This is a genomic window from Streptomyces spororaveus, from assembly GCF_016755875.1.
GTDB lineage: Bacteria > Actinomycetota > Actinomycetes > Streptomycetales > Streptomycetaceae > Streptomyces > Streptomyces spororaveus.
In genome coordinates, this window is sequence record NZ_BNED01000005.1 from 3,872,654 (window position 1) to 3,892,501 (window position 19,848).

General features: G+C 70.7%; 18 protein-coding genes and 1 pseudogene. 12 read left to right on the top strand and 7 right to left on the bottom strand.

Annotation, left to right across the window (positions count from 1 at the left end):
* Positions 1–2: 2 nt before the first annotated feature.
* Complete coding sequence (locus Sspor_RS19700; RefSeq protein WP_202200303.1) at positions 3–1,340, top strand: DUF2637 domain-containing protein; 1,338 nt, start codon at positions 3–5, stop codon at positions 1,338–1,340.
* Positions 1,341–1,412: 72 nt separating this feature from the next.
* Here the strand turns inward: Sspor_RS19700 and lysS are convergent, their stop codons facing one another.
* The gene (lysS, locus tag Sspor_RS19705; RefSeq protein WP_202200304.1) at positions 1,413–3,140 is read right to left on the bottom strand and encodes a lysine--tRNA ligase; all 1,728 of its coding nucleotides are present in this window, start codon (positions 3,138–3,140) and stop codon (positions 1,413–1,415) included.
* A gap of 174 nt (positions 3,141–3,314) precedes the next feature.
* A complete protein-coding gene (locus tag Sspor_RS19710) occupies positions 3,315–3,452 on the bottom strand; it encodes a hypothetical protein (protein ID WP_202200305.1) in 138 nt (45 codons plus the stop codon).
* 118 nt (positions 3,453–3,570) lie between these two features.
* Between Sspor_RS19710 and argS the strand changes: the two genes are divergently transcribed.
* The 5 genes from argS (at position 3,571) to Sspor_RS19735 (ending at position 10,749) form a co-directional block, all read left to right on the top strand.
* Positions 3,571–5,331, top strand: coding sequence for an arginine--tRNA ligase (argS, locus tag Sspor_RS19715; protein WP_202200306.1), 1,761 nt, complete (start codon positions 3,571–3,573; stop codon positions 5,329–5,331).
* A gap of 151 nt (positions 5,332–5,482) precedes the next feature.
* Entirely contained in the window at positions 5,483–6,973 is a 1,491-nt protein-coding gene (locus tag Sspor_RS19720; protein ID WP_202200307.1) for a hypothetical protein, read from the top strand.
* A 200-nt stretch (positions 6,974–7,173) separates the two neighbouring features.
* On the top strand, positions 7,174–9,255 hold the full coding sequence (locus Sspor_RS19725; protein ID WP_202200308.1) for a hypothetical protein: 2,082 nt from the start codon (positions 7,174–7,176) through the stop codon (positions 9,253–9,255).
* Between the two features lie 105 nt (positions 9,256–9,360).
* Positions 9,361–10,158 carry a VOC family protein gene (locus Sspor_RS19730; RefSeq protein ID WP_202203748.1) on the top strand — a complete coding sequence of 266 codons (798 nt, stop codon included), beginning with the start codon at positions 9,361–9,363 and terminating at the stop codon, positions 10,156–10,158.
* Positions 10,159–10,245: 87 nt separating this feature from the next.
* Positions 10,246–10,749, top strand: coding sequence for a DUF3995 domain-containing protein (locus Sspor_RS19735; RefSeq protein ID WP_202200309.1), 504 nt, complete (start codon positions 10,246–10,248; stop codon positions 10,747–10,749).
* Here the strand turns inward: Sspor_RS19735 and Sspor_RS40655 are convergent.
* Positions 10,737–11,045, bottom strand: a pseudogene (locus tag Sspor_RS40655) (ATP-binding protein); the annotation flags it as partial. The gene Sspor_RS19735 and the pseudogene Sspor_RS40655 overlap by 13 nt on opposite strands.
* A 152-nt stretch (positions 11,046–11,197) precedes the next feature.
* On the opposite strand from Sspor_RS40655, the gene Sspor_RS19740 reads away from it, so the two are divergent.
* Together Sspor_RS19740 and Sspor_RS19745 are read left to right on the top strand one after the other, a co-directional pair.
* The gene (locus Sspor_RS19740; protein ID WP_237403934.1) at positions 11,198–11,983 is read left to right on the top strand and encodes a helix-turn-helix domain-containing protein; all 786 of its coding nucleotides are present in this window, start codon (positions 11,198–11,200) and stop codon (positions 11,981–11,983) included.
* Positions 11,980–12,219, top strand: coding sequence for a DUF397 domain-containing protein (locus Sspor_RS19745; RefSeq protein WP_202200311.1), 240 nt, complete (start codon positions 11,980–11,982; stop codon positions 12,217–12,219). The genes Sspor_RS19740 and Sspor_RS19745 overlap by 4 nt, the downstream gene beginning before the upstream one ends.
* A gap of 17 nt (positions 12,220–12,236) precedes the next feature.
* Here Sspor_RS19745 and Sspor_RS19750 read toward each other — a convergent pair whose 3' ends face one another.
* On the bottom strand, positions 12,237–12,398 hold the full coding sequence (locus Sspor_RS19750; protein WP_202200312.1) for a hypothetical protein: 162 nt from the start codon (positions 12,396–12,398) through the stop codon (positions 12,237–12,239).
* 85 nt (positions 12,399–12,483) lie between these two features.
* On the opposite strand from Sspor_RS19750, the gene Sspor_RS19755 reads away from it, so the two are divergent.
* Positions 12,484–13,701 (top strand): hypothetical protein, encoded by a 1,218-nt coding sequence (locus Sspor_RS19755; protein ID WP_202200313.1) that lies wholly within the window; start codon positions 12,484–12,486, stop codon positions 13,699–13,701.
* Positions 13,685–14,452, top strand: a complete 768-nt coding sequence (locus tag Sspor_RS19760) for an alpha-ketoglutarate-dependent dioxygenase AlkB (RefSeq protein WP_202200314.1) — start codon at positions 13,685–13,687, stop codon at positions 14,450–14,452. The genes Sspor_RS19755 and Sspor_RS19760 overlap by 17 nt, the downstream gene beginning before the upstream one ends.
* Positions 14,453–14,524: 72 nt before the next feature.
* On the opposite strand, the gene Sspor_RS19765 is transcribed toward Sspor_RS19760, so the two are convergent.
* Positions 14,525–15,295, bottom strand: a complete 771-nt coding sequence (locus Sspor_RS19765) for a TetR/AcrR family transcriptional regulator (RefSeq protein ID WP_202200315.1) — start codon at positions 15,293–15,295, stop codon at positions 14,525–14,527.
* A gap of 100 nt (positions 15,296–15,395) precedes the next feature.
* Here Sspor_RS19765 and Sspor_RS19770 point away from each other — a divergent pair, with 100 nt between their 5' ends.
* Both Sspor_RS19770 and Sspor_RS19775 read left to right on the top strand, forming a co-directional pair.
* A complete protein-coding gene (locus tag Sspor_RS19770) occupies positions 15,396–16,331 on the top strand; it encodes an ABC transporter ATP-binding protein (protein WP_202200316.1) in 936 nt (311 codons plus the stop codon).
* Positions 16,328–17,086: an ABC transporter permease gene (locus tag Sspor_RS19775; protein ID WP_202200317.1), complete on the top strand. Its 759-nt coding sequence runs from the start codon at positions 16,328–16,330 to the stop codon at positions 17,084–17,086. Before Sspor_RS19770 ends, Sspor_RS19775 begins: the two co-directional genes overlap by 4 nt.
* A 53-nt stretch (positions 17,087–17,139) precedes the next feature.
* Here Sspor_RS19775 and Sspor_RS19780 read toward each other — a convergent pair whose 3' ends face one another.
* Positions 17,140–17,412: a DUF1876 domain-containing protein gene (locus Sspor_RS19780; RefSeq protein ID WP_202200318.1), complete on the bottom strand. Its 273-nt coding sequence runs from the start codon at positions 17,410–17,412 to the stop codon at positions 17,140–17,142.
* A 1,417-nt stretch (positions 17,413–18,829) separates the two neighbouring features.
* Positions 18,830–19,735 carry a LysR family transcriptional regulator gene (locus tag Sspor_RS19785; protein ID WP_202200319.1) on the bottom strand — a complete coding sequence of 302 codons (906 nt, stop codon included), beginning with the start codon at positions 19,733–19,735 and terminating at the stop codon, positions 18,830–18,832.
* Positions 19,736–19,848 lie beyond the last annotated feature (113 nt).

Below are 19,848 nucleotides of genomic sequence, written 5' to 3' on the forward strand. Positions count from 1 at the left end.
CGATGCAACTGACTCGTACGCACCGGATACTCATAGGTGTGGTGGTCGCGGGTGCCGTGGTCATCGCGGGGATCGGGTTCGCGGGCTCGTACTCCGCGGTGCGTGCCCTCGCCCTGCAGAAGGGGTTCGGCAGCTTCTCGCTGGTGTTCCCGATAGGTATCGACGCGGGCATCTGTGTGCTGCTCGCGCTGGACCTGCTGCTGACCTGGCTCCGGATCCCCTTCCCTCTGCTGCGCCAGACGGCGTGGCTGCTGACGGCCGCGACGATCGCCTTCAACGGTGCAGCCTCCTGGCCGGATCCGCTCGGTGTCGGGATGCATGCCGTGATCCCGATGCTGTTCGTGGTGACGGTGGAGGCCGCCCGGCACGCCGTGGGCCGGATCGCGGACATCACCGCGGACCGGCACATGGAGGGTGTGCGCATCACGCGCTGGCTGCTCTCGCCGGTGCCGACCTTCAAGCTGTGGCGCCGGATGAAGCTGTGGGAGCTGCGCTCCTACGAGCAGGCGGTCGGCATGGAGCAGGACCGGCTGATCTACCAGGCCCGGCTGCAGGCGCGGTACGGGCGTGCGTGGCGGCGCAAGGCCCCGGTGGAGGCGCTGATGCCGCTGAAGCTGGCGAAGATCGGTGTGCCGCTCGCGGAGACGACCGCGGAGGCGCTGGCGGCGACGGGCATCGAGCCGGCGGTCCTGCCTCCGGTGGAGCAGCGGGCCCAGCAGCAGGTGGAGCAGCAGGTCCAGCAGGCTCCGGCGCTGGCGGCCGCGCCCGGCTTCGCGCAGCAGGCCGCGCAGGACCAGGGCCAGCAGGCACAGGCCCAGGCGCAGGCCCCGGGCCAGCAGCCGCAGCCGCAGAACCCGGCCGCCGCCCCCGGCGCCGTCCAGCACGCCCCGCCGGCGTTCGCGGTGGACCCGACGGCGATGCCCGCGGCCCACAACAGCGCGTGGTTCGCCGCGCCGCTGGCGCCGCAGGCGGCGTACGAGGGCGGCTACAACCCGCAGTACGTGGAGGGCCTGGAGCCGACCCCGGTCCTGCCGCCGATGGGCCCGGACGAGGAGCAGCCGGCGCAGCAGGAGCTCCCGATCCCGGCTCCGCGTCAGGAGGAGGCCCCGGTGCAGGGTCCCGAGACCCCGGACGAGGCCGAGTTCGCCGAGGCGGCGTACAAGGTGTTCTGCGCGCTGGTCGACGAGAAGCAGGACTACCCGTCGGCGGAGGCCCTCGACATACACCTGTCGGACGGCTACGGCGTGACCCACCCGCGCAGCGGTTCGCTGCTGCGCCGGATGATCCCGGCGTTCAAGCAGCGCCACCACAAGGACCGTGAGGCCGAGCACATCGCCTGACGGCCGCGGACGGACAGCGGGAAGGGCCCGCACCCCGAGGGGTGCGGGCCCTTCCGCGTGGTTCCCGCGGGCTCAGACGGCGAGCAGCTTGCGCACGCGGTCGGCGCCCACGGCCAGGAGCAGCGTGGGCAGTCGCGGCCCGGTCTCCCGGGTCACGAGCAGCCGGTAGAGCAGCGCGAAGAAGGTGCGCTGGGCGACCTTGAGTTCGGGCGTCGGCTTGGCGTCGGGCTCAAGCCCGGCCATGACCTTCGGGACGCCGTAGACGAGGGTGGTCAGTCCGTCCAGGGACCAGTGCGAGTCGAGCCCGTCGAGCAGCAGTCGCAGCGACTCGCGGCCCTCGTCGTCCAGGGACGACAGGAGCTCGGTGTCGGCCTCCTCGCGGACGAGGGTGCGCTGGTCGGCCGGGACCTGGGTGGTGATCCAGTTCTCGGCACGGTCCAGGCGCGGCCGTACCTCGTCGAGGGAGGTGAGCGGCTGCGTCGGGTCGAGGTCGGTCAGGATGCGCAGGGTCTGCTCGTCGTGGCCGGCGGTGATGTCGGCGACGGAAGCGAGGGTCCGGTACGGGAGCGGGCGCGGGGTGCGCGGCAGCTCGGCGGCGGCGGTGCGCACCGCGCGGGTGTGCGCGGCGGCGTCGGCGGGCAGCACCGAGCCGTCGGCGACCTTGGCCTCCAGCTTGTCCCACTCGTCGTAGAGCCGCTGGATCTCCTGGTCGAAGGCGATCTTGAAGGACTGGTTGGGGCGGCGGCGGGCGTAGAGCCAGCGCAGCAGCTGCGGCTCCATGATCTTCAGCGCGTCGGCCGGGGTCGGGACCCCGCCCTTGCTGGAGGACATCTTCGCCATGCCGCTGATGCCGACGAACGCGTACATCGGTCCGATCGGCTGCTCGCCGCCGAAGATGTGCACGATCTGGCCGCCGACCTGGAAGGACGAGCCGGGCGAGGAGTGGTCGACGCCGGAGGGCTCGAAGATCACGCCCTCGAAGGCCCAGCGCATGGGCCAGTCGACCTTCCAGACGAGCTTGCCGCGGTTGAACTCGCTGAGCTTGACCGTCTCGGTGAACTCGTCCTCGGTGCAGACGTAGGTCATCTCGGTGGTCTCGTCGTCGTACGAGGTGACCTTGGTGAAGTCCTTGCCGCACTGCCCGCAGTACGGCTTGTACGGGAAGTACCCGCCCTCGCCGCTGCTGCCGTCGTCCTCGGCGGCCGCGCCGGAGCCCTCGGCGGCTTCCAGCTCGGCCTCGTCGACCTGCTTCTGCTGGGGCTTCTTGCCGCCCGGCTTCTGCTTGGTGCGGTACTGGTCGAGGACGGCGTCGATGTCGCCGCGGTGCTTCATCGCGAACAGCACCTGCTCGCGGTAGACGCCGCTCGTGTACTGCTCGGTCTGGCTGATGGGGTCGTAGTCCACGCCCATCTCGGCCATGGCCTCGACGAAGACGGCCTTGAAGTGCTCGGCCCAGTTCGGGTACGCGGATCCGGCCGGGGCGGGCACTGAGGTCAGCGGCTTGCCGATGTGCTGGGCCCACGACTCGTCGATGCCGGGCACGCCGGCGGGCACCTTGCGGTACCGGTCGTAGTCGTCCCAGGAGATGAGGTGGCGGACCTCGATGCCCCGGCGGCGGATCTCGTCCGCGACCAGGTGCGGGGTCATGACCTCACGGAGGTTGCCCAGGTGGATGGGGCCGGAGGGGGAGAGTCCGGACGCGACGACGACAGGTTTGCCGGGTGCTCGGCGCTCCGCCTCGGCGATGACCTCGTCCGCGAAACGGGAGACCCAGTCGGTCTCGGTGCTGCTCTGAGCCACGACACGTCCTTCTATCTCGAATGCTGGCTTCAGCCATTCTCCCAGACGGAAAGGGCCGCTCCGAGGTTGCTTGCCGACCGCGCCGAGCCCGTCAGCCGTCGCCGACCGGGATCCGCCCGAGTCGCCGCACCGCGGCGAGGATCTGCTGCTGCCCGGCGTCCAGCGCCATGGGCATCAGCACGAGCGGGCTGCCGTGACGGAGGAGACTCCCAGCAGCACGCTGAACACCAGCCCGCCGGACCCGGCGGCACGCAGCTCCAGCGGTCCGACCTCGGGGAGAGCGTCTGCGCCGCGCAGGGTGATGCGGTCCATCCCGGCACAGTAGCGGCGGGGAAATCCCGAAATCCGGCCGGTCCCTCCGTGGGATACTCGGGGCTTGTCGGAACAACCAAGTGCACCCACCGGCACAACCTCACAGGAACGGCAGCTCATGGCCTCGGTCCCTTCCCTCGCTTCTTCCGTCAATCAGCGCGTCGCGGACGCCCTTGCCTCCGCCCTGCCGGAGGCCGGTGGCGCGGACCCGCTGCTGCGACGAAGCGACCGGGCCGACTTCCAGGCCAACGGCATCCTGGCGCTCGCGAAGAAGGCGAAGGCCAACCCGCGCGAGCTGGCGGCGACCGTGGTCGAGGGCATCCCGACGGGTGACCTGATCCAGGAGATCGAGGTCTCGGGCCCCGGCTTCCTCAACATCACCATCACCGACCGGGCGATCATCGAGACGCTGGCCGCGCGGGCCGGCGACGACCGTCTGGGCGTGCCGCTCGCGGCGAACCCGGGCACCACGGTGATCGACTACGCGCAGCCGAACGTGGCCAAGGAGATGCACGTCGGGCACCTGCGCTCGGCCGTGATCGGCGCGGCGATGGTGGAGATCCTGGAGTTCACGGGCGAGAAGGTGGTCCGTCGCCACCACATCGGCGACTGGGGCACCCAGTTCGGCATGCTCATCCAGTACCTGCTGGAGCACCCGCACGAGCTGGACCACAAGTCGGACGAGGAGGTCTCCGGCGAGGAGGCCATGTCCAACCTGAACCGGCTGTACAAGGCCTCGCGCGCGCTCTTCGACTCGGACGAGGAGTTCAAGACGCGGGCCCGGGCCCGGGTGGTGGACCTCCAGGCGGGCGACCCGGAGACCCTCTCCCTGTGGCAGCGGTTCGTCGACGAGTCGAAGATCTACTTCTACTCCGTCTTCAACAAGCTGGACATGGACATCCAGGACCCCGACGTGGTCGGCGAGTCCGGCTACAACGACATGCTGGTGGAGACCTGCAAGCTGCTGGAGGAGTCGGGCGTCGCCGTCCGCTCCAACGGCGCGCTGTGCGTGTTCTTCGACGACGTCAAGGGCCCGGACGGCAACCCGACCCCGCTGATCGTGCAGAAGTCGGACGGCGGCTTCGGCTACGCGGCGACCGACCTGTCGGCGATCCGCGACCGGGTGGGCAACCTGAACGCCTCGACGCTGCTCTACGTCGTGGACGCCCGCCAGTCCCTGCACTTCAAGATGGTCTTCGAGACGGCCCGGCGGGCCGGCTGGCTGAACGACGAGGTCAAGGCCGTCCAGCTGGCGTTCGGCACGGTGCTCGGCAAGGACGGCAAGCCGTTCAAGACCCGTGAGGGCGAGACGGTCCGGCTGGTGGACCTGCTGGACGAGGCGGTGGACCGGGCCGCGTCGGTCGTGCGCGAAAAGGCGCAGGACCTCACCGAGTCGGAGATCGCCGAGCGCGCGGCACAGGTCGGCATCGGTGCGGTGAAGTACGCGGACCTGTCGACTTCGGCGGCCCGTGACTACAAGTTCGACCTGGACCAGATGGTGTCGCTGACGGGTGACACCTCCGTGTACCTCCAGTACGCGTACGCCCGTATCCAGTCGATCCTGCGCAAGGCCGGGGACGCGCGGCCCGCCGCCCACCCGGAGCTGGCCCTCACGCCGGCCGAGCGTGCGCTGGGCCTGCACCTGGACCACTTCGGCGAGCTGATCGCCGAGGCGGCCGCGGAGTACGCCCCGCACAAGGTGGCGGCGTACCTCTACCAGCTGGCGTCGCTGTACACGACGTTCTACGCGGAGTGCCCGGTACTCAAGGCCGACACCCCTGAGCAGGTCGAGAACCGCCTGTTCCTGTGCGACCTGACGGCCCGCACGCTGACGAAGGGCATGGCTCTCCTCGGTATCCGCACTCCCGAGAAGCTCTGACCTCGCTCGATCCGCACAACCCGCGTCAAATGTGTACGGCCCCGGCAGCTGCTGCCGGGGTCGTACGCATTTCGTGATCTCCCCGGCCCCTACGATCCACCCGACCCCACTAATCTGATCGTGTTCAAAACTTAGTGGGGGGAACACACACGTGAAGAGCTTCAAGCGCATGGCCGCCGTGGCCGCGGTGGCCGTCGCCGGTCCGACCATCCTGACCGCGACGCCCGCGATGGCCGCCGACCAGCCGGCCGTCATCGTCCCGGACGTGGCGCCCAAGGACGACGCCGCCGACGCCGGTACGCCGACCCCGGCCGTGCCGGGCGTCCAGACCTCGGCACCGGCACCGGCACCGGTCCCCGCGCCCGCCGTCCCCGCGCCCGCCGTTCCGGACGCCCAGGCGCCCGCGCCGCAGCCGGCGCCCGTCGCCGAGAAGGCGGCGAAGGACGCCAAGAGCCAGGCGGACACACAGGACGCCGAGGACGAGGCCGACGGGATCCTCATGGGTCCCGAGGTCACGGTCGCGGGCATCCCGAAGAACGGTTTCAAGGCCGACGGCAGCTGGACCACGCTGCAGGTCACGGTCGACAACGGCGGCCACATCGCCGTGCCGAACTACACGCCCAGCATCTCCGTCGACGGGTACGGCGCCGAGTTCAAGCCCTCCCAGATCAAGGTCGAGTGGCAGACGCCCGGCGGAACCTGGCAGCCCGCCAAGCTGGCCCAGGGCGAGGCGCACGGCTCCAGCCTCCAGTACAGCTTCGGAACCGACCCGTCCCTCGCCAAGGGCACCTCCTACACGGTCGACGTGCGGATCGCCTTCGCCAAGGACACCCCGGTGGTGCCCTTCGACCTGACCTCGGCCGGCCAGAGCCGCGTCGGGAACCACGTCAACCACTCGCCCTCCGCCTGGTACAACGCCACGATCGCCGGTGCGGTCGACGACCGCGAGAACCCCTTCGTCGAGGGCCCGGCGCTGACGGTGAACGGCGTGCCGGAGACCATCAAGGCCGGCGGTGACTGGACGAACCTGTCCGTCCGCGTGGACAACTCCGGGAAGGAAGCCCTCAAGGGCTTCAACGTCGGGCTGGTACTGGCCCGTCCCGACTGGGTCAAGATGAAGCCCTCCCAGATCAAGGTCGAGGTCCTGAGCAAGGACAAGAACGGGAAGGCCGGCTGGCACGAGGCCGAGGTCTGGTCCGAGGAGGAGAGCGTCTTCTTCGGCATCGACCTCGCGGGCGGCCCGGTCGCGGCCGGCCAGAGCTTCGACGTCCAGTTCCGGATCCGCTTCGCCGCCGACGCTCCGCTCGGCGCCGTCAGCATCTTCTCGTGGGGCTCGTCCCAGGTCGGCCCGGACACCCCGACGCCGTGGGCGGACTCGCGGTCCAGGGCCCGCCTGACGACCATCGTCGCCGCCTCCACGGACACGGGCGGGAACGGCAACCAGCCGAACCCGAACGGTGGCGCCAAGCCGATCACCGACACGACCGGCACCACGGGCACGACCGGCACCACCGGTGGCGAACTGGCCGCCACCGGCAGCGACCCGGCCACCACCTGGGCCCTCGGCGGCGCGGGTGTGGCCCTCGCCATGGGCGCCGCCCTGGTCGCGGGCACCGGTCGCCGCCGCCGCACCACCGCCTGAGCACGAACCGCGTTCACCCGTACGGCCCGACCCGGGCCGTACGGGCGGACCGGCCCCGGGGACCCGGGGTGGCGGAGGACCCGTACACATTTCGCAATCCTGTAGCCCTCTGCAAGCTCCCCCCGTCTCACTAACCTTGGCGCCTCCCAAGGGGTTTGGGGTGGCTCCGGACCTGTCCGGAGCCCGGGGAGGTAAAGAGCATGCAGTTCAAGCGCATGGCCGTCGTGGCAGCAGCCGCGGTGGCCGGCCAAACACTCCTGATGGCCGCACCCGCGATGGCCGAGGAGCAACCGGCGGTGACCGCGCCGGACGTGGTACCCGAGGACACCGCCGGGCCGTCGGACGAGGCGCAGGCACCGGCGAAGGAGAAGAAGCAGGAGAAGGCCGAGGAAAAGGCCGAGCAGACCCCGGCGAAGAAGCCGGAGAAGAAACCTGCGGAGAAGGCCGGGGGGCCGGCCGCGGAGAAGACACAGGCCGAGGACACCGGCGCGCAGCAGCCCGCCGTCCAGGCCGTGGCCGCACCTGCGGCGCCCGACGCACCCGCCGTGCCGGCCGCGCCCGAAGCAGCGGCCCAGACGCCGGCGCAGGCCGCCGCGCCCGAGACCCTCGAAGCCGACGAGGACACCGGGTCCGACCGGATCCTGATGGGGCCCGAGGTCACGGTCCAGGGCATCCCGGCGGCCGGGTTCAAGGCCGACGGCAGCTGGACCCCGCTCACCGTGACCGTCGACAACTCCGGCCACGTCACCGTCGACGAGTACACCCCGATGCTGGGCGTCTCGCAGGCCGCCGGACAGTTCACGCCGGCCCACATCAACGTCGAGTACAGCACCGCGGGCGGGCCGTGGACGGCCGCCGCACCGGTCCAGAGCGCGGCCCCGACGCTGGGCTACGCCCTCGGCAGCGCCGCCGCGATCCCCGCAGGCCAGATCCGGACCATCGACGTCCGGATCAGCTTCGCCGCGGACACCCCCGTCGTCCCGTTCGACCTGACGGCGGACGGCAGGGGCCGGGTCGGGACCTCCACCGGCAGCTCCCCCACGTCCTCGTACGCGACCAGGATCACGGGCGCGCCCGGCGGTGACGAGGACCCCGTACGGGTCGAAGGTCCGGCCCTGACGGTGAACGGGCTCCCGGAATCGGTGCGGGCGGGCGGTGACTGGACGGAGCTCTCCGTCCGGGTGGACAACGCGGGCAAGGCCGAGCTGGCCGCCTTCGACCTGGGACTGGTCCTGGCCCGGCCCGACTTCGTCTCGATGCAGGTCTCGCAGATCACGGTCGAGGTCCTGCGACCGGCCACGGCCGGACTGCCGGCGGCCTGGCAGTCCGTCGAGATCACCTCGGACGAGGACGGCTACTTCTTCGCGGGCGGCCTCGTGCGCGGGCCGATCGGCGCGGGCGCGGCCTTCGACGTCCCGGTCCGCGTCCGCTTCGCCGCCGACGCCCCGACCGGCTCGGTCTCCTTCTTCGCCTGGGGCACCTCCCAGGTCGACGCGGAAACACCCCCGCCCTGGGCCGGCTCCCGCTCACCCCGCCGCCTGACCACCCTCCTGGAACCGGCCCCGGCCCCTGGTGGCGAAACCCCGGGCGGGGGCACCCCGGGCGGGGGCACCCCGGGCGGTGAGACCCCGGGAGGCGGCACACCCGGAGGGGGCACCCCCGGCGGTGAGACCCCCGGAGGCGGCACTCCCGGCGGAGGCACACCCGGCGGGGAGACCCCCGGCGGCGGCACTCCCGGCGGGGAGACACCCGGAGGCGGCACACCCGGCGGAGGCGCCCCTGGGGGCGAGACACCCGGCGGCGGCACACCGGGCGGGGGCGCTCCCGGCGGAGGCACGCCCGGCGGGGAGACACCCGGAGGCGGCACACCCGGCGGTGAAACCCCCGGGGGCAGTACGCCGGGCGGCGGCGCGCCCGGAGGCGGCACACCGGGCGGCGGCGCGCCCGGAGGCGAGGCTCCGGGCGGTAGCCCCGGCGGAGGCGCGGGCGGCGAGACGCCCGGCAGCGCAACCCCCGGCGGCACCCCGGGCGGTGCGCCCGGAGGCAACGGGCCGGTGCAGAACGGCAGCACGGGTACCACCCCGATCAGCACCGTCCCCAACAGCGGGAGCGGCACCGGCGGCACCGGCGGCACCGGCGGGAGCGGCGCCGGCGGCACCGCCCCGCTCGCCACCACCGGCGCCGACCCGGCCACCAGCTGGGTCCTCGGCGGCGCAGGCGTGACCCTCGCCATGGGCGCGGCCCTGGTCGCGGGCACCGGTCGCCGCCGCCGCACCAACTGACGCCCCACCCGGTCACCCGTACGGCCCGATTCGGGCCGTACGGGCCGGGTAGGGGACGGCCCGTCCTTCCCCCCCCACCCACCATCGGAGGCCTCCGTGCCCGACATGAACGGCCCCTACAAGCCCGGCACTCCCTGCTGGATCGACCTGATGGTCCCCGACCAGCAGGCCGCCCTCGACTTCTACTGCGACCTGTTCGGCTGGCAGGGCGAGGTCGGCCCGGCCGAACAGGGCGGCTACTCCGTCTGCACCCTCAAGGGCCGGCCGGTCGCCGGGATCATGAAGGCGAGCAACCCGGACGGCACCGTCCCGGACCCGATGCCGCCGACCGTGTGGACCACGTACCTGTCCACCGACGCCATCGACCCCACGCTCAAGGCCGTCACCGACGCGCACGGCACGGTCATGATGGGCCCGATGGACGTCATGGACCTCGGCCGGATGGCCGTCGTCGCCGACCCGACCGGTGCCGTGTTCGGCCTCTGGCAGCCGGGCTCCTTCGACGGCGCCGGCATCGTCAACGAGCACGGCGCCCTCATCTGGAACGAGCTCAGCACCAGCGACGTCCCGGCCGCCGCCGCGTTCTACTCCGCCATCCTGCCGATCACCACGGCCGCCTCCCACATGCCCGGCGCCGAGGGGTACACGGAGTTCAAGGCCTCCGGCCGCGTGGTGGGCGGGATGATGAACCTGGACAAGGCTCCCCCCGGCACTCCCCCGAACTGGCTGCCGTACTTCCATGTCGACAGCGTCGACGACATCCAGGCCGCCGCCGTACGGGCCGGGGCCACCGTCCTCGCCCCCGCCTTCGACATGGTGGCGGGCCGCATGGCCGTCCTGACCGACCCGCAGGGCGGCCCCTTCGCGGTGATCACCTCGACGGTCACGGAACAGCCCGCCTGATGTGACCGGGCGCACAGGGAATGTTCGCCCTGTGCGCCCCCTCCTTCCCGGTGACGGTTCGTCCATCACCGAAGGGGACTCACTCACATGAGGAACAAGCACGCGGGGACGGCCGTGGCCGGCCTACTGGCGGCCGACGGACTGGTCCACCTCTACTGGGCCACCGGCGCGACCTGGCCCGCGCCCGACGAACGCAGCCTGTCCCTGGCCGTCCTCGGCCTGGACACCTCCTTCGGCCCGGCCGCGGTGCTTCCCCTGGCCGCCGTGCTGCTGACGGGAGCCTCCGCCGTACTCGCCCACACCCGGGGCCGCGGCGGCCGGGTGACCCGCGCCGTCACGGGGGCGGTCGCGGCCGGCCTGGCCGTACGGGGCCTCGCGGGCCTGGGCTGGGCGGCCGGGCTCCTCGACAGCCCGCCGGACAGCGCCTTCCACGTACTCAACCTGGTGCTCTACACCCCGGTCTGCCTCGCGGCGGCGTGGGCGGCCGCCCACGCCGCCGCGCACCGGAACTCGGACCAGACGACCTTCCCGGGAGTCCGGGCCAGCACCCCCCAGTCGTCGCAGAGCGCGGCCACGAGGGTGAGTCCCTGACCGTGCGGCTGCCCGGTGATCCGGGACAACCCCGGCCCGCCGTCGTGCACCTCGATGCGGACGGTCGCGTCCTCGAAGCCGTACATCCGCAGCAGGTACCCGCGGCCGGGCGGGACGCCGTACCGCAGGGCGTTGGTCGCCAGTTCGCTCACGCAGAGCAACATGTCGTCGCGGCGGTCGGTCACGCCCCACGCGTGCAAGGTGTCACGTGTGAACTGGCGCGCAGCTGCGACGGTTCGGGGCGAGCGCAGGTAGAGACGCTCGCGCACGAGCGCCGCCTCAATAGTTGGATTCACGGGACGATGGTCGCTTTGCGTGACTAGCGTGTGGCTGAGCGCCGACCCGTACTCATTGATGAGTACGGGTCCGCACGGGGTATTCCGCCTGCGCGGGTGGGGAGTTCGCAGTCATGCCACCGAGGAAACGAGTACGGCCGAACGCGACGACCATGAAGATGGTCGGCACGATGGTGGCCGCCGCCCGCATCGCCAAGAACCTGACCCAGAAGCAACTCGGCGAGCTGGTACGGCTGGACGCGGAGACCATCGCCTCCATCGAGCAGGGCCGCCGCGCCCTGATGCCGAATGTCGCGGAGCTGATGGACTTGCATCTGGGCCTACCGGGGCTGCTGACCGTGGCGGCGCTGGAACTCCCCGACATCGACACGACACCCCCATGGGCCGAGGAATACCTGGCCCTTGAGCTCAACGCCATCACCCTGTCCTGGTACGAAGGACAGCGCGTACCGGGGCTACTCCAGACGGAGAACTACGCCCGGGCCCTCTTCAAGTGCCGCGTCCCAGCACACCCCGAGGAAACCGTTGAGGATCTGACCGCCCGCCGCGTGGCGCGGCAGGAGATTCTGCACCGCAAGACACCACCGACCCTGAGCTTCGTCATCTGGGAGCCCGCCGTGCGCCACCGCATCGGCGGCCGAGAAGTACATGAGGAACTCCTGCGGCACTTGCTCGCCTGTACGGAACTTCCGGACGTTTCCATCCAGGTGATGCCGCTGGACCAGTCCGCCCATGCAGCCCTCGACGGCCCCTTCATCCTCCTGGAAACCCCCACCCACCAGCATCTCGGATACTCCGAGAGCCAGCGTGGCAGCAGGCTCATCTCGGACCCCGACGAGGTCAGCATCATGGCTCGCCGGTATGCGATGCTGCGGACTCAGGCCCTCAACACCGTCCAGACACAGGGCCTGTTGGACCGCCTGCTAGGAGAGCTATGAGCACCGACCTGAAGTGGTTCAAGTCCAGCTACAGCGGTGGCGACGGCGACGCCTGCCTGGAGGTTGCCGTGGCCTGGCACAAGTCCTCGTACAGCACCAGCGACGGCGACAACTGCGTCGAGGTGGCCTCCGGCAGGGACACGGTCCACGTCCGGGACTCCAAGAGCACAGACGGCCCCGTACTGGACCTCGCGCCGGCGAGCTGGGCGGCGCTGACCGGCTGGGTCAGCCGGTAGCACCGCCCAGGGGCACATCAGTGGAAGGTCAGGTTGTACTCGCCGGCCTTCCCCGCCACCGGCTCGAAGTGGGCCGCGCCCTTCAGGCCCTCGTACGTGCCGCTTCCGTACTTCGCGCCCTGCTTCTGGCGGGTGGAGACCCGGTACACCGTCCCGATCGTCGCCGTACCGGCCGTCATCGGGCCCTGATCAGGACGGGGCGTCGGAGGGGCGGCTGGTGCACGGTTCAATTCATCAAGGTCTACGAAGGGCAGGTGCCGTTTCATGTACGTGGCAGGGCTGACAGAGGCCTGCATCGATGACGCGAGCAACATCCTGGTCGCGCCCTCGACGCTGCATGACGATGACGCGATCAGGGACTTCTTCGGATCCACGATCACGCCGGAGGAGCTGGGTTCGGCGGACCTCGCGCAGAAGACCGTCTACCTGTGTGGCGACGTGTCCGGCATCAACAGCCGCCAACTGCAGGCGGCGGAGCGGGTGTTCGTCGTCCAAGAGCTGTCGCACGGTTACCGCGAGGACGCCGACGCAGGCTGGACCCTCGTCGGTGTCGGCCGAGTTCCCATCCGGGTGCACGGCGCCGGGGTGTACTACCGCCGCTTCTTCGACCTCGACGCCGATCACTTCGGGCGGATCCGTGCGGACCACGCCTTCCAGTCCCTGACCGAGTCCGACAAGCCTGGAACGGCTCATCGCAGCGGGATCTATCTGACGCCCGTCACGCGAGACGGTGACAAACTGCATTTCCGCCTGCTCCGGTGCTCCACGAATCTTTCGGGGCCGACCGAAGGCTTTCGGCCGACCGACACCCGAATCGTCGATGGCCTGAATCGCGAAGCCGCCACCGTGTTCCGGAACCCGGCGCCGTTGAATCATGTGCTCGCGCAGATCTACCACAACACCCTGGCAACGGCCGAGCGCAAGCAGTCCAAGGCCAGGATATCGGCCCATGCCGACAAGACGAAGGACATGCCCGTCAACGGCATCATGGCTTTCTGTACCTTCTATGACGGGCTCGACAAGCTGCATCCGATGGGTGAAGACGCCTTCGACTACGGTGTGAAGCGGGCCAGCGGGCTGACCAGGCTCCACTTCCGTCTCAAGGAACCGGAACGCGACGGGATCTCACTTCCCCAGCAGTTCTCCTTCACCCTCTATCCCGGCTCCGTGTTCTTCATGCCGCTGTCCACCAACCGGCTTTATACGCACGAGATCAGGCCCTCGACGTTGGGCGCCGATGTACTCCCGACCCGGCTGGGCTACGTGGTGCGCTGTTCGAGCACAGAAGCGGTTCACAAGAACGGCCACACGTTGCTCAAAGCCGCCGGGGATTGGGTGGAGCTGGGGCCGTCGACGCCCGAGGGCATGGACGAGCTGCGGAGGCTGTACGCCGAGGAGAACAGGACCTCGTCCTTCATCGACTACGGCGACAGGTTCCTCTTCAGCATGAACACGGGAGACTACGTTGCCCCCCGAGCCTAGGATCGCGGACGAGATCATCTCGCGCGCTCTGCCGATCGAGCAGGATCTCTTTGCGGACCTGTCCGCGTCGGCTCGTTTGGAGGACGTGGGAAAGGGCCGGCGAGGTGCCACGCTCACCCGGATCGGCGAGGCGGGGTGTGTGCCCCTCGTGCGCACCACCACTCAATACAGCAGCCCGGCGCAGCGTTTCCGCGCGGTGCACGAACGGCTGGCGCAGCGGATTCAAAACCATACGGCGATCCCGGTCGGCTTCAACAACGCTCTCGTCGAGTGCTACACGAATGCCTACAGAACCATGGGCAGCCATTCCGACCAGGCCCTGGATCTGGCCGACGAGTCCTTCATCGCCGTCTTCTCCTGCTACCAGCATCCCGAGTCGGGCCAAACGAGGAAGCTGATCTTCGAATCAAAGGAGTTCGATGCCGACAAGTTCGAGATCCCCCTCACCCACAACGGTGTTGTCGCGTTCTCCGTCGAGCTGAACCAGCGATTCAGGCACAAGATCGTGCTGGACACCGTCCCGACGGCGGACAACCAATGGCTGGGCGTCACGTTTCGCACGTCGAAGACCCACGTTCGGTTTCGCGATGGACATGCGTACCTCCCGCAGGGCGCGCGCCTCACGTCGGCCGACGACGAGCAGAAGCGCGAGTTCTACCGGCTGCGGCGCCGCGAGAACGACGAAACCGACTTCACCTACCCGCCGCTGACGTACACGGTCAGCGCGAGCGATCTCCTGCCGCCCGTCTGACCTGCTGCACCAGCGCGTGGCGATCGCGGGCGGCCCGGCGATTCGAGGCGCACCGGGGTCCGCCCGGGCCCTTCAGGCCTCGCCCGACCCCGCCCGCCCCGCGATCAGCGCCGCCAGGCCGTCCAGGATCCGGTCGAGCCCGAAGCGGAACTGGAAGTCCGGCTCGTCCGAGCCCGTGAACGCCTCGGACTCCAGCAGCCGCGTCACGGCCGGGTGCGTGTCCGGGCCGGTCAGTAGCCGCAGCGTGCCCACGTACTGGCCCAGGACCTGGTCCGGTGCGACGCCGGACTTCACGATGGCGTCCATCATGTCGGCCGCCATCGTCGCCTCGTTACGGACCAGGCCGCCGATGAGAATGATCGTCGAGAGCTTCTCGCCCTCTCGCAGGCTCGTGCCGGCCATCGCAGCGAGCCCGCGTTCCATCCAGGCGAGATGGTTCGGGCTGAGCGGGGCGCCGGTGATCGGGATGCGCAGGATCCAGGAGTTGGCCATCAGGACGGCCCGCTGCGCGTACGCCCACTCCGTCAGCCGCTCCCGCCAGTCCGCGTCCTCCCCGGCCGAGGGGTCCGGCGGGGTGCCGACGCCCGCGTCCGACATCAGGATGTAGAGCTCTTCCTTCGCCGTGACGTAGCGGTAGAGGGACATCGTCGAGACGCCCAGTTCCTTGGCCACCCGGCCCATGGAGACGGCGTCCATGCCCTCACTCGCGGCCAGCGTCACGGCCGCCTCCACGATCTTCGGCAGCGTGAGCGTGGGGCGCGGCCCCTTGCCGGGGCGTTCGCGCAGGCCCCAGGCCATTTCCAGGCTGGCCGGGAGCCCCGTCCCGCTGTCCTCGTCCGCCATGACCGCCCACTCCTCGATTGACCCCCATCCTAGTTCTGTGTATTACTTACACAGAAGAGCGTAAGGCATACGCAGAAGCTGGAAGGGAGCACCATCCCTCATGACCACGCACGCCTCCGGCGGCCTCGGCATCCACGCCACGGGCCTGACCAAGTCCTACGGCGACCTCTGCGTCCTCGACGGCATCGACCTGTCCGTCCCGCGCGGCAGCGTCCTCGCCCTCCTCGGGCCCAACGGCGCCGGCAAGACCACCACCGTCCGGATCCTGGCCACCCTCACCGCCGCCGACGCCGGCACCGTCCGCGTCGCCGGGTACGACACCGTCACCGAACGCTCCCGGGTGCGCGAACTCATCGCCCTCACCGGCCAGTTCGCCGCCGTCGACGAGCTGCAGACCGGCACCGAGACCCTGCGCATGATGGGCCGCCTCGCCGGACTGTCCCCGCGCGCCGCCCGCACCCGCGCCGACGAACTCCTCACCCGCTTCGGCCTCACCGAGGCCGCCGGCCGCACCGCGAAGACGTACTCCGGCGGCATGCGCCGCCGCCTCGACCTCGCCGCGAGCCTCGTCTCCCGCCCCGAGGTCGTCTTCCTCGACGAGCCCACCAGTGGCCTCGACCCGCGCAGCCGCCAGGACCTGTGGGAACTCGTACGGGAACTGCGCGCCGACGGCGCCACCGTCCTGCTCACCACCCAGTACCTGGAGGAGGCCGACCGGCTCGCCGACCGCGTCGCCGTCCTCTCCGGCGGCCGCATCGCCGCCGAAGGCACCCCGGCCGAGCTGAAGTCCCGCGTCGCCGGACACCGCCTGGACCTGACCCTCACCACCGGCACCGCCTACGAGGCCCTCGCCCCGCGTGCCGTCCACCTCGACCCCGACGCACTCACCCTCGGCCTGCCCACCGACGGCACCGCCGCCCACGTCCGCGCCCTGCTCGACGAACTCGACCCGGACCGAACCGCCGTGGACCGCTTCGCCGTCCGCAGCGCCACCCTCGACGACGTGTTCCTCACCCTGACGGGAGCCGACCGATGACCGCCGCCGTTCCCGTGAGCGCGCTCGCCCTGGCAGGCCGCAGCCTGCGCATCAGCAGCCGCCGGCCCGACGCGCTGATCGCCGCCCTGATGCTGCCCGTCATGCTGATGCTGATCTTCGTCTACTTCTTCGGCGGCGCCATCGACACCGGGACGGAGTACGTGACGTACGTGGTCCCCGGCGCCATGCTGCTCTGCGCCGGCTTCGGCGCGGCCTCCACCGCGGTCAGCGTCGCCGAGGACATGACGAACGGCGTCATCGACCGCTTCCGCTCGCTCGACATAGGCGGCATCCCCATCCTCGCCGGGCACGTCGCGGCCTCGGTCGTACGCAACCTGCTCTCCACCACCCTGGTCCTCGCCGTCGCCCTCGCGATCGGCTTCCGGCCCCAGGCGGGCCCGGCCGCCTTCCTCGCCGCGGCCGGCCTGCTGCTCACCTACATCACGGCGATCTCGTGGCTGGCCGCCGCGCTCGGGCTGCTCGCCAGGACGCCGGAGGCCGCGGGCGGCTTCACCTTCCTGATGATGTTCCTGCCGTACCCGTCCAGCGCCTTCGTCCCCATCGACACCATGCCCGGCTGGCTGCACGGCTTCGCCGACCACCAGCCGCTGACCCCCGTGATCGAATCCCTGCGCGCTCTGCTCCTGGCGCAGCCCGCGGGTGACGCCCCCTGGGTGGCGCTGACCTGGTGCGCGGGCATCACGGCCGGAGCCATGGCCCTGTCGGTGGCGCTGTTCCGCGGCAGGACCCGCTGAGTGGCCCCTGCCGGAGCCCCTCAGCGGGTCGGCCGCACGACCGCTCGCTGCGCTCAGCGATTGAGCGGGTAGGAATTACGGCCCGACGCCTCGTCGATCTCCGAGTGGGCCTTCTGCAACATCTGCGACGCGAGATCCATGAGCGCGCGAGCGCCCGCGATCTCTTCCCCGACCCTCAACTGCTCCGGGTCGGAGGGGTGACGCAAGGCATAGCCTCGCGCCTTGATCTCGGAGCCGTCCCCGAGCCTGACCAGGGCCGCCGCACTGGTGCGGTGGCCCTCCTCGGTGAATTCGAGCTCCACATGCCACCCGACGAGCGTGGCCATGGTGCATCACCTCCAGGGGGTCACCCTTCCCTCCAGGGTGCGCCCCCGCCCGTACGGACGCGAGCGGGAGCGGAGGCGGAGGCGGTACGGGCACCCGAGCACGCGGCGCCTCCGGGCGCGGGGCGACCCAGCACGACGAGAGCCGGCAGAGCCGGGCCCGCGATGCCGGCGGGGGCTGCGGTGTGCGGGAGCTGCTCATTCGGTGGTCAGTGATGTGTATGGGGGTTTCCCGTCAGTCTCATCGTCTCTCCGTGTCGTGCCGGTCCCTCAAGGGCGCTCGTTCCTCGCGTCGCTTCGCGATGGCCTTCGGCCACCCTTGACCGACCGTCCCGCCCCGGAAATCCGAAGACTGCCGAGAAGCCCCCAAAAGAACGAGCCGGGCACTCAAGGATCAGGACGGGGCGGCCAGAGCCCCCCTGCCCGGACGGGAGTGGGGGACGACCGACAGACGGGGCCCATCCAGACCCCAGCCCGGACCGGGGGAAGCGCCCCACATCGCTACGCGCTCCTGAACGTCTCAGCGTCTCCACCCCGTCCTGGGCCGGACATAGGCCGCCCACCACCCCCACCGACTCCCCACGTCTCAGCGTCCGACGACCGTCTTGGGCTGGACATAGGCCGCCCACCACTCACGGGTCTCTCGATGACGGCGTCCGACGACCCTCTGCGGTGGGCCATGAGCCGCCCAGGCGCATAAGGGTCCACTTTGACTGCGTCCGGCCGTCGTCCGGGGTGAAAAGACGTGGGACTGCGGCTATTTCGTCGTGGATGCAGGTCAGCGCACATGAGTGGCCCAGAAGTCCGCCAGTTTGCCCCAATTACCCCTGTTTGGGGGTGGGTTTGTGGTGTCGTGCTCGCGCTGACCCGGTTCCACGACGGAATAGGCGAGGTTGCGGCCGTCAGTCCCTCTCAGCGGCTCTCATCAGCCCCTAACTGGCCGTCGGTCGCTGGCTGGGAGAAGCGCATGGGTGGTGGGCGGCCTATGTCCAGCCCAGGACGGGGTGGAGACGCTGAGACGTCAGGAGCGCGTAGCGATGTGGGGCGCTTCCCCCGGTCCGGGCTGGGGTCTGGATGGGCCCCGTCTGTCGGTCGTCCCCCACTCCCGTCCGGGCAGGGGGGCTCTGGCCGCCCCGTCCTGATCCTTGAGTGCCCGGCTCGTTCTTTTGGGGGCTTCTCGGCAGTCTTCGGATTTCCGGGGCGGGACGGTCGGTCAAGGGTGGCCGAAGGCCATCGCGAAGCGACGCGAGGAACGAGCGCCCTTGAGGGACCGGCCCGACACGGAGAGACGATGAGACTGACGGGAAACCCCCAAGCACGTCGCTGACCACCGCCCCAGCGGAACAGCCCCTCCGTAGCCACCGCCCCACCAACCGACCCCGCCCGCCCGGCTCCCGCCCAAGCGCCCGCAGGCCGCCGCCTACGGCGTTCCGCTCAAGGTCAGCGCCTCTCGGGCCAGGCCGCGCAGCCAGGTGTGCGCGTTGTCGGTTTCGTAGCGCTGATGCCACGACAGGTAGACCGGCGCCGCGGGCAGTTCGAACGGCAGGGGGAGCGCGTCGAGGCCGAGATCGGTGACCGCGGAGCGTGTGGCGGTTTCGGGGAGAGTGACCACCAGATCGGAGTCGCGCGCGAATGCCAGCGCGGCTGCTTCCGTGGGCACGGTCGCCACCACGCGGCGGGTGAGGCCGAGCCGCGCGAGGGTGTCGTCGAGGGCGTTGCTGAGGTTTCCCCGCCGCGAGACGGTGATGTGCTCGGCCGCGGCGTACGTCTGTGCGGTGAGGGTCTCGGCGCGGGTGAGCGGGTGCCCCTGCCGTACGAGGATGACGAGGCGGGCCTCGCCCACCTTCTCGGCGCGGATGTCGGGTGCGCTCGGACGGCTGGCGTTCGCCTCCAAGTCGACCTCGCCGCGGCGCAACTCGGGTGTGTCGACGCTCGATTCCGCGACGAAGCGCAGGCGCACGCCCGGCGCCTGTCCGCGCACGGCCGTGAGGAGTGCGGGGCCGCTCACGGCGACCAGGGAGTCGTGCCAGCGGAGTGTGAAGGTGCGCTCCAGCGTCGTCAGATCGAGTGCCCGGCTCGGCGCCAGGACCCCGTGGACCTGGTGCAGCAGCTCGTGCACTTGCGCCCGGACGGCGAGCGCGTACGGCGTCGGGGTCATCGTGCGGCCGGTGCGCACCAGGATCTGATCCCCGGTCACGTGCCGGATGCGGCCCAGGCTCCGGCTCATCGCGGGGGCGGTGACGTGCAGGCGCGCGGCCGCCCCGGCCACGCTGCCCTCCTCCAGCAGTGCATCGAGCGCGGTGAGCAGGTTCAGGTCCAATTGCATCTGAGTAATCCTAGACGTTCATAACATGCATTTGAAGTTAACGATGAGGCTTCATACCGTTGAGGCGAACGCGCGGGACGGAAACGCTCGGCCCGGCTCGCCTCACTTCCCCC

Excerpts from the sequence above, each read along its gene's own strand:
- Sspor_RS19725 (WP_202200308.1), top strand. The coding sequence starts at position 7,174 with ATGCAGTTCAAGCGCATGGCCGTCGTGGCAGCAGCCGCGGTGGCCGGC.
- Sspor_RS19730 (WP_202203748.1), top strand. The coding sequence starts at position 9,361 with ATGAACGGCCCCTACAAGCCCGGCACTCCCTGCTGGATCGACCTGATG.
- Sspor_RS19755 (WP_202200313.1), top strand. The coding sequence starts at position 12,484 with ATGTACGTGGCAGGGCTGACAGAGGCCTGCATCGATGACGCGAGCAAC.
- Sspor_RS19780 (WP_202200318.1), bottom strand. The coding sequence starts at position 17,412 with ATGGCCACGCTCGTCGGGTGGCATGTGGAGCTCGAATTCACCGAGGAG.
- Sspor_RS19735 (WP_202200309.1), top strand. The coding sequence starts at position 10,246 with ATGAGGAACAAGCACGCGGGGACGGCCGTGGCCGGCCTACTGGCGGCC.
- Sspor_RS19740 (WP_237403934.1), top strand. The coding sequence starts at position 11,198 with ATGAAGATGGTCGGCACGATGGTGGCCGCCGCCCGCATCGCCAAGAAC.
- Sspor_RS19700 (WP_202200303.1), top strand. The coding sequence starts at position 3 with ATGCAACTGACTCGTACGCACCGGATACTCATAGGTGTGGTGGTCGCG.
- Sspor_RS19765 (WP_202200315.1), bottom strand. The coding sequence starts at position 15,295 with ATGGCGGACGAGGACAGCGGGACGGGGCTCCCGGCCAGCCTGGAAATG.
- Sspor_RS19710 (WP_202200305.1), bottom strand. The coding sequence starts at position 3,452 with ATGGACCGCATCACCCTGCGCGGCGCAGACGCTCTCCCCGAGGTCGGA.
- Sspor_RS19775 (WP_202200317.1), top strand. The coding sequence starts at position 16,328 with ATGACCGCCGCCGTTCCCGTGAGCGCGCTCGCCCTGGCAGGCCGCAGC.
- Sspor_RS19770 (WP_202200316.1), top strand. The coding sequence starts at position 15,396 with ATGACCACGCACGCCTCCGGCGGCCTCGGCATCCACGCCACGGGCCTG.
- Sspor_RS19785 (WP_202200319.1), bottom strand. The coding sequence starts at position 19,735 with ATGCAATTGGACCTGAACCTGCTCACCGCGCTCGATGCACTGCTGGAG.
- Sspor_RS19750 (WP_202200312.1), bottom strand. The coding sequence starts at position 12,398 with ATGACGGCCGGTACGGCGACGATCGGGACGGTGTACCGGGTCTCCACC.
- argS (WP_202200306.1), top strand. The coding sequence starts at position 3,571 with ATGGCCTCGGTCCCTTCCCTCGCTTCTTCCGTCAATCAGCGCGTCGCG.
- Sspor_RS19745 (WP_202200311.1), top strand. The coding sequence starts at position 11,980 with ATGAGCACCGACCTGAAGTGGTTCAAGTCCAGCTACAGCGGTGGCGAC.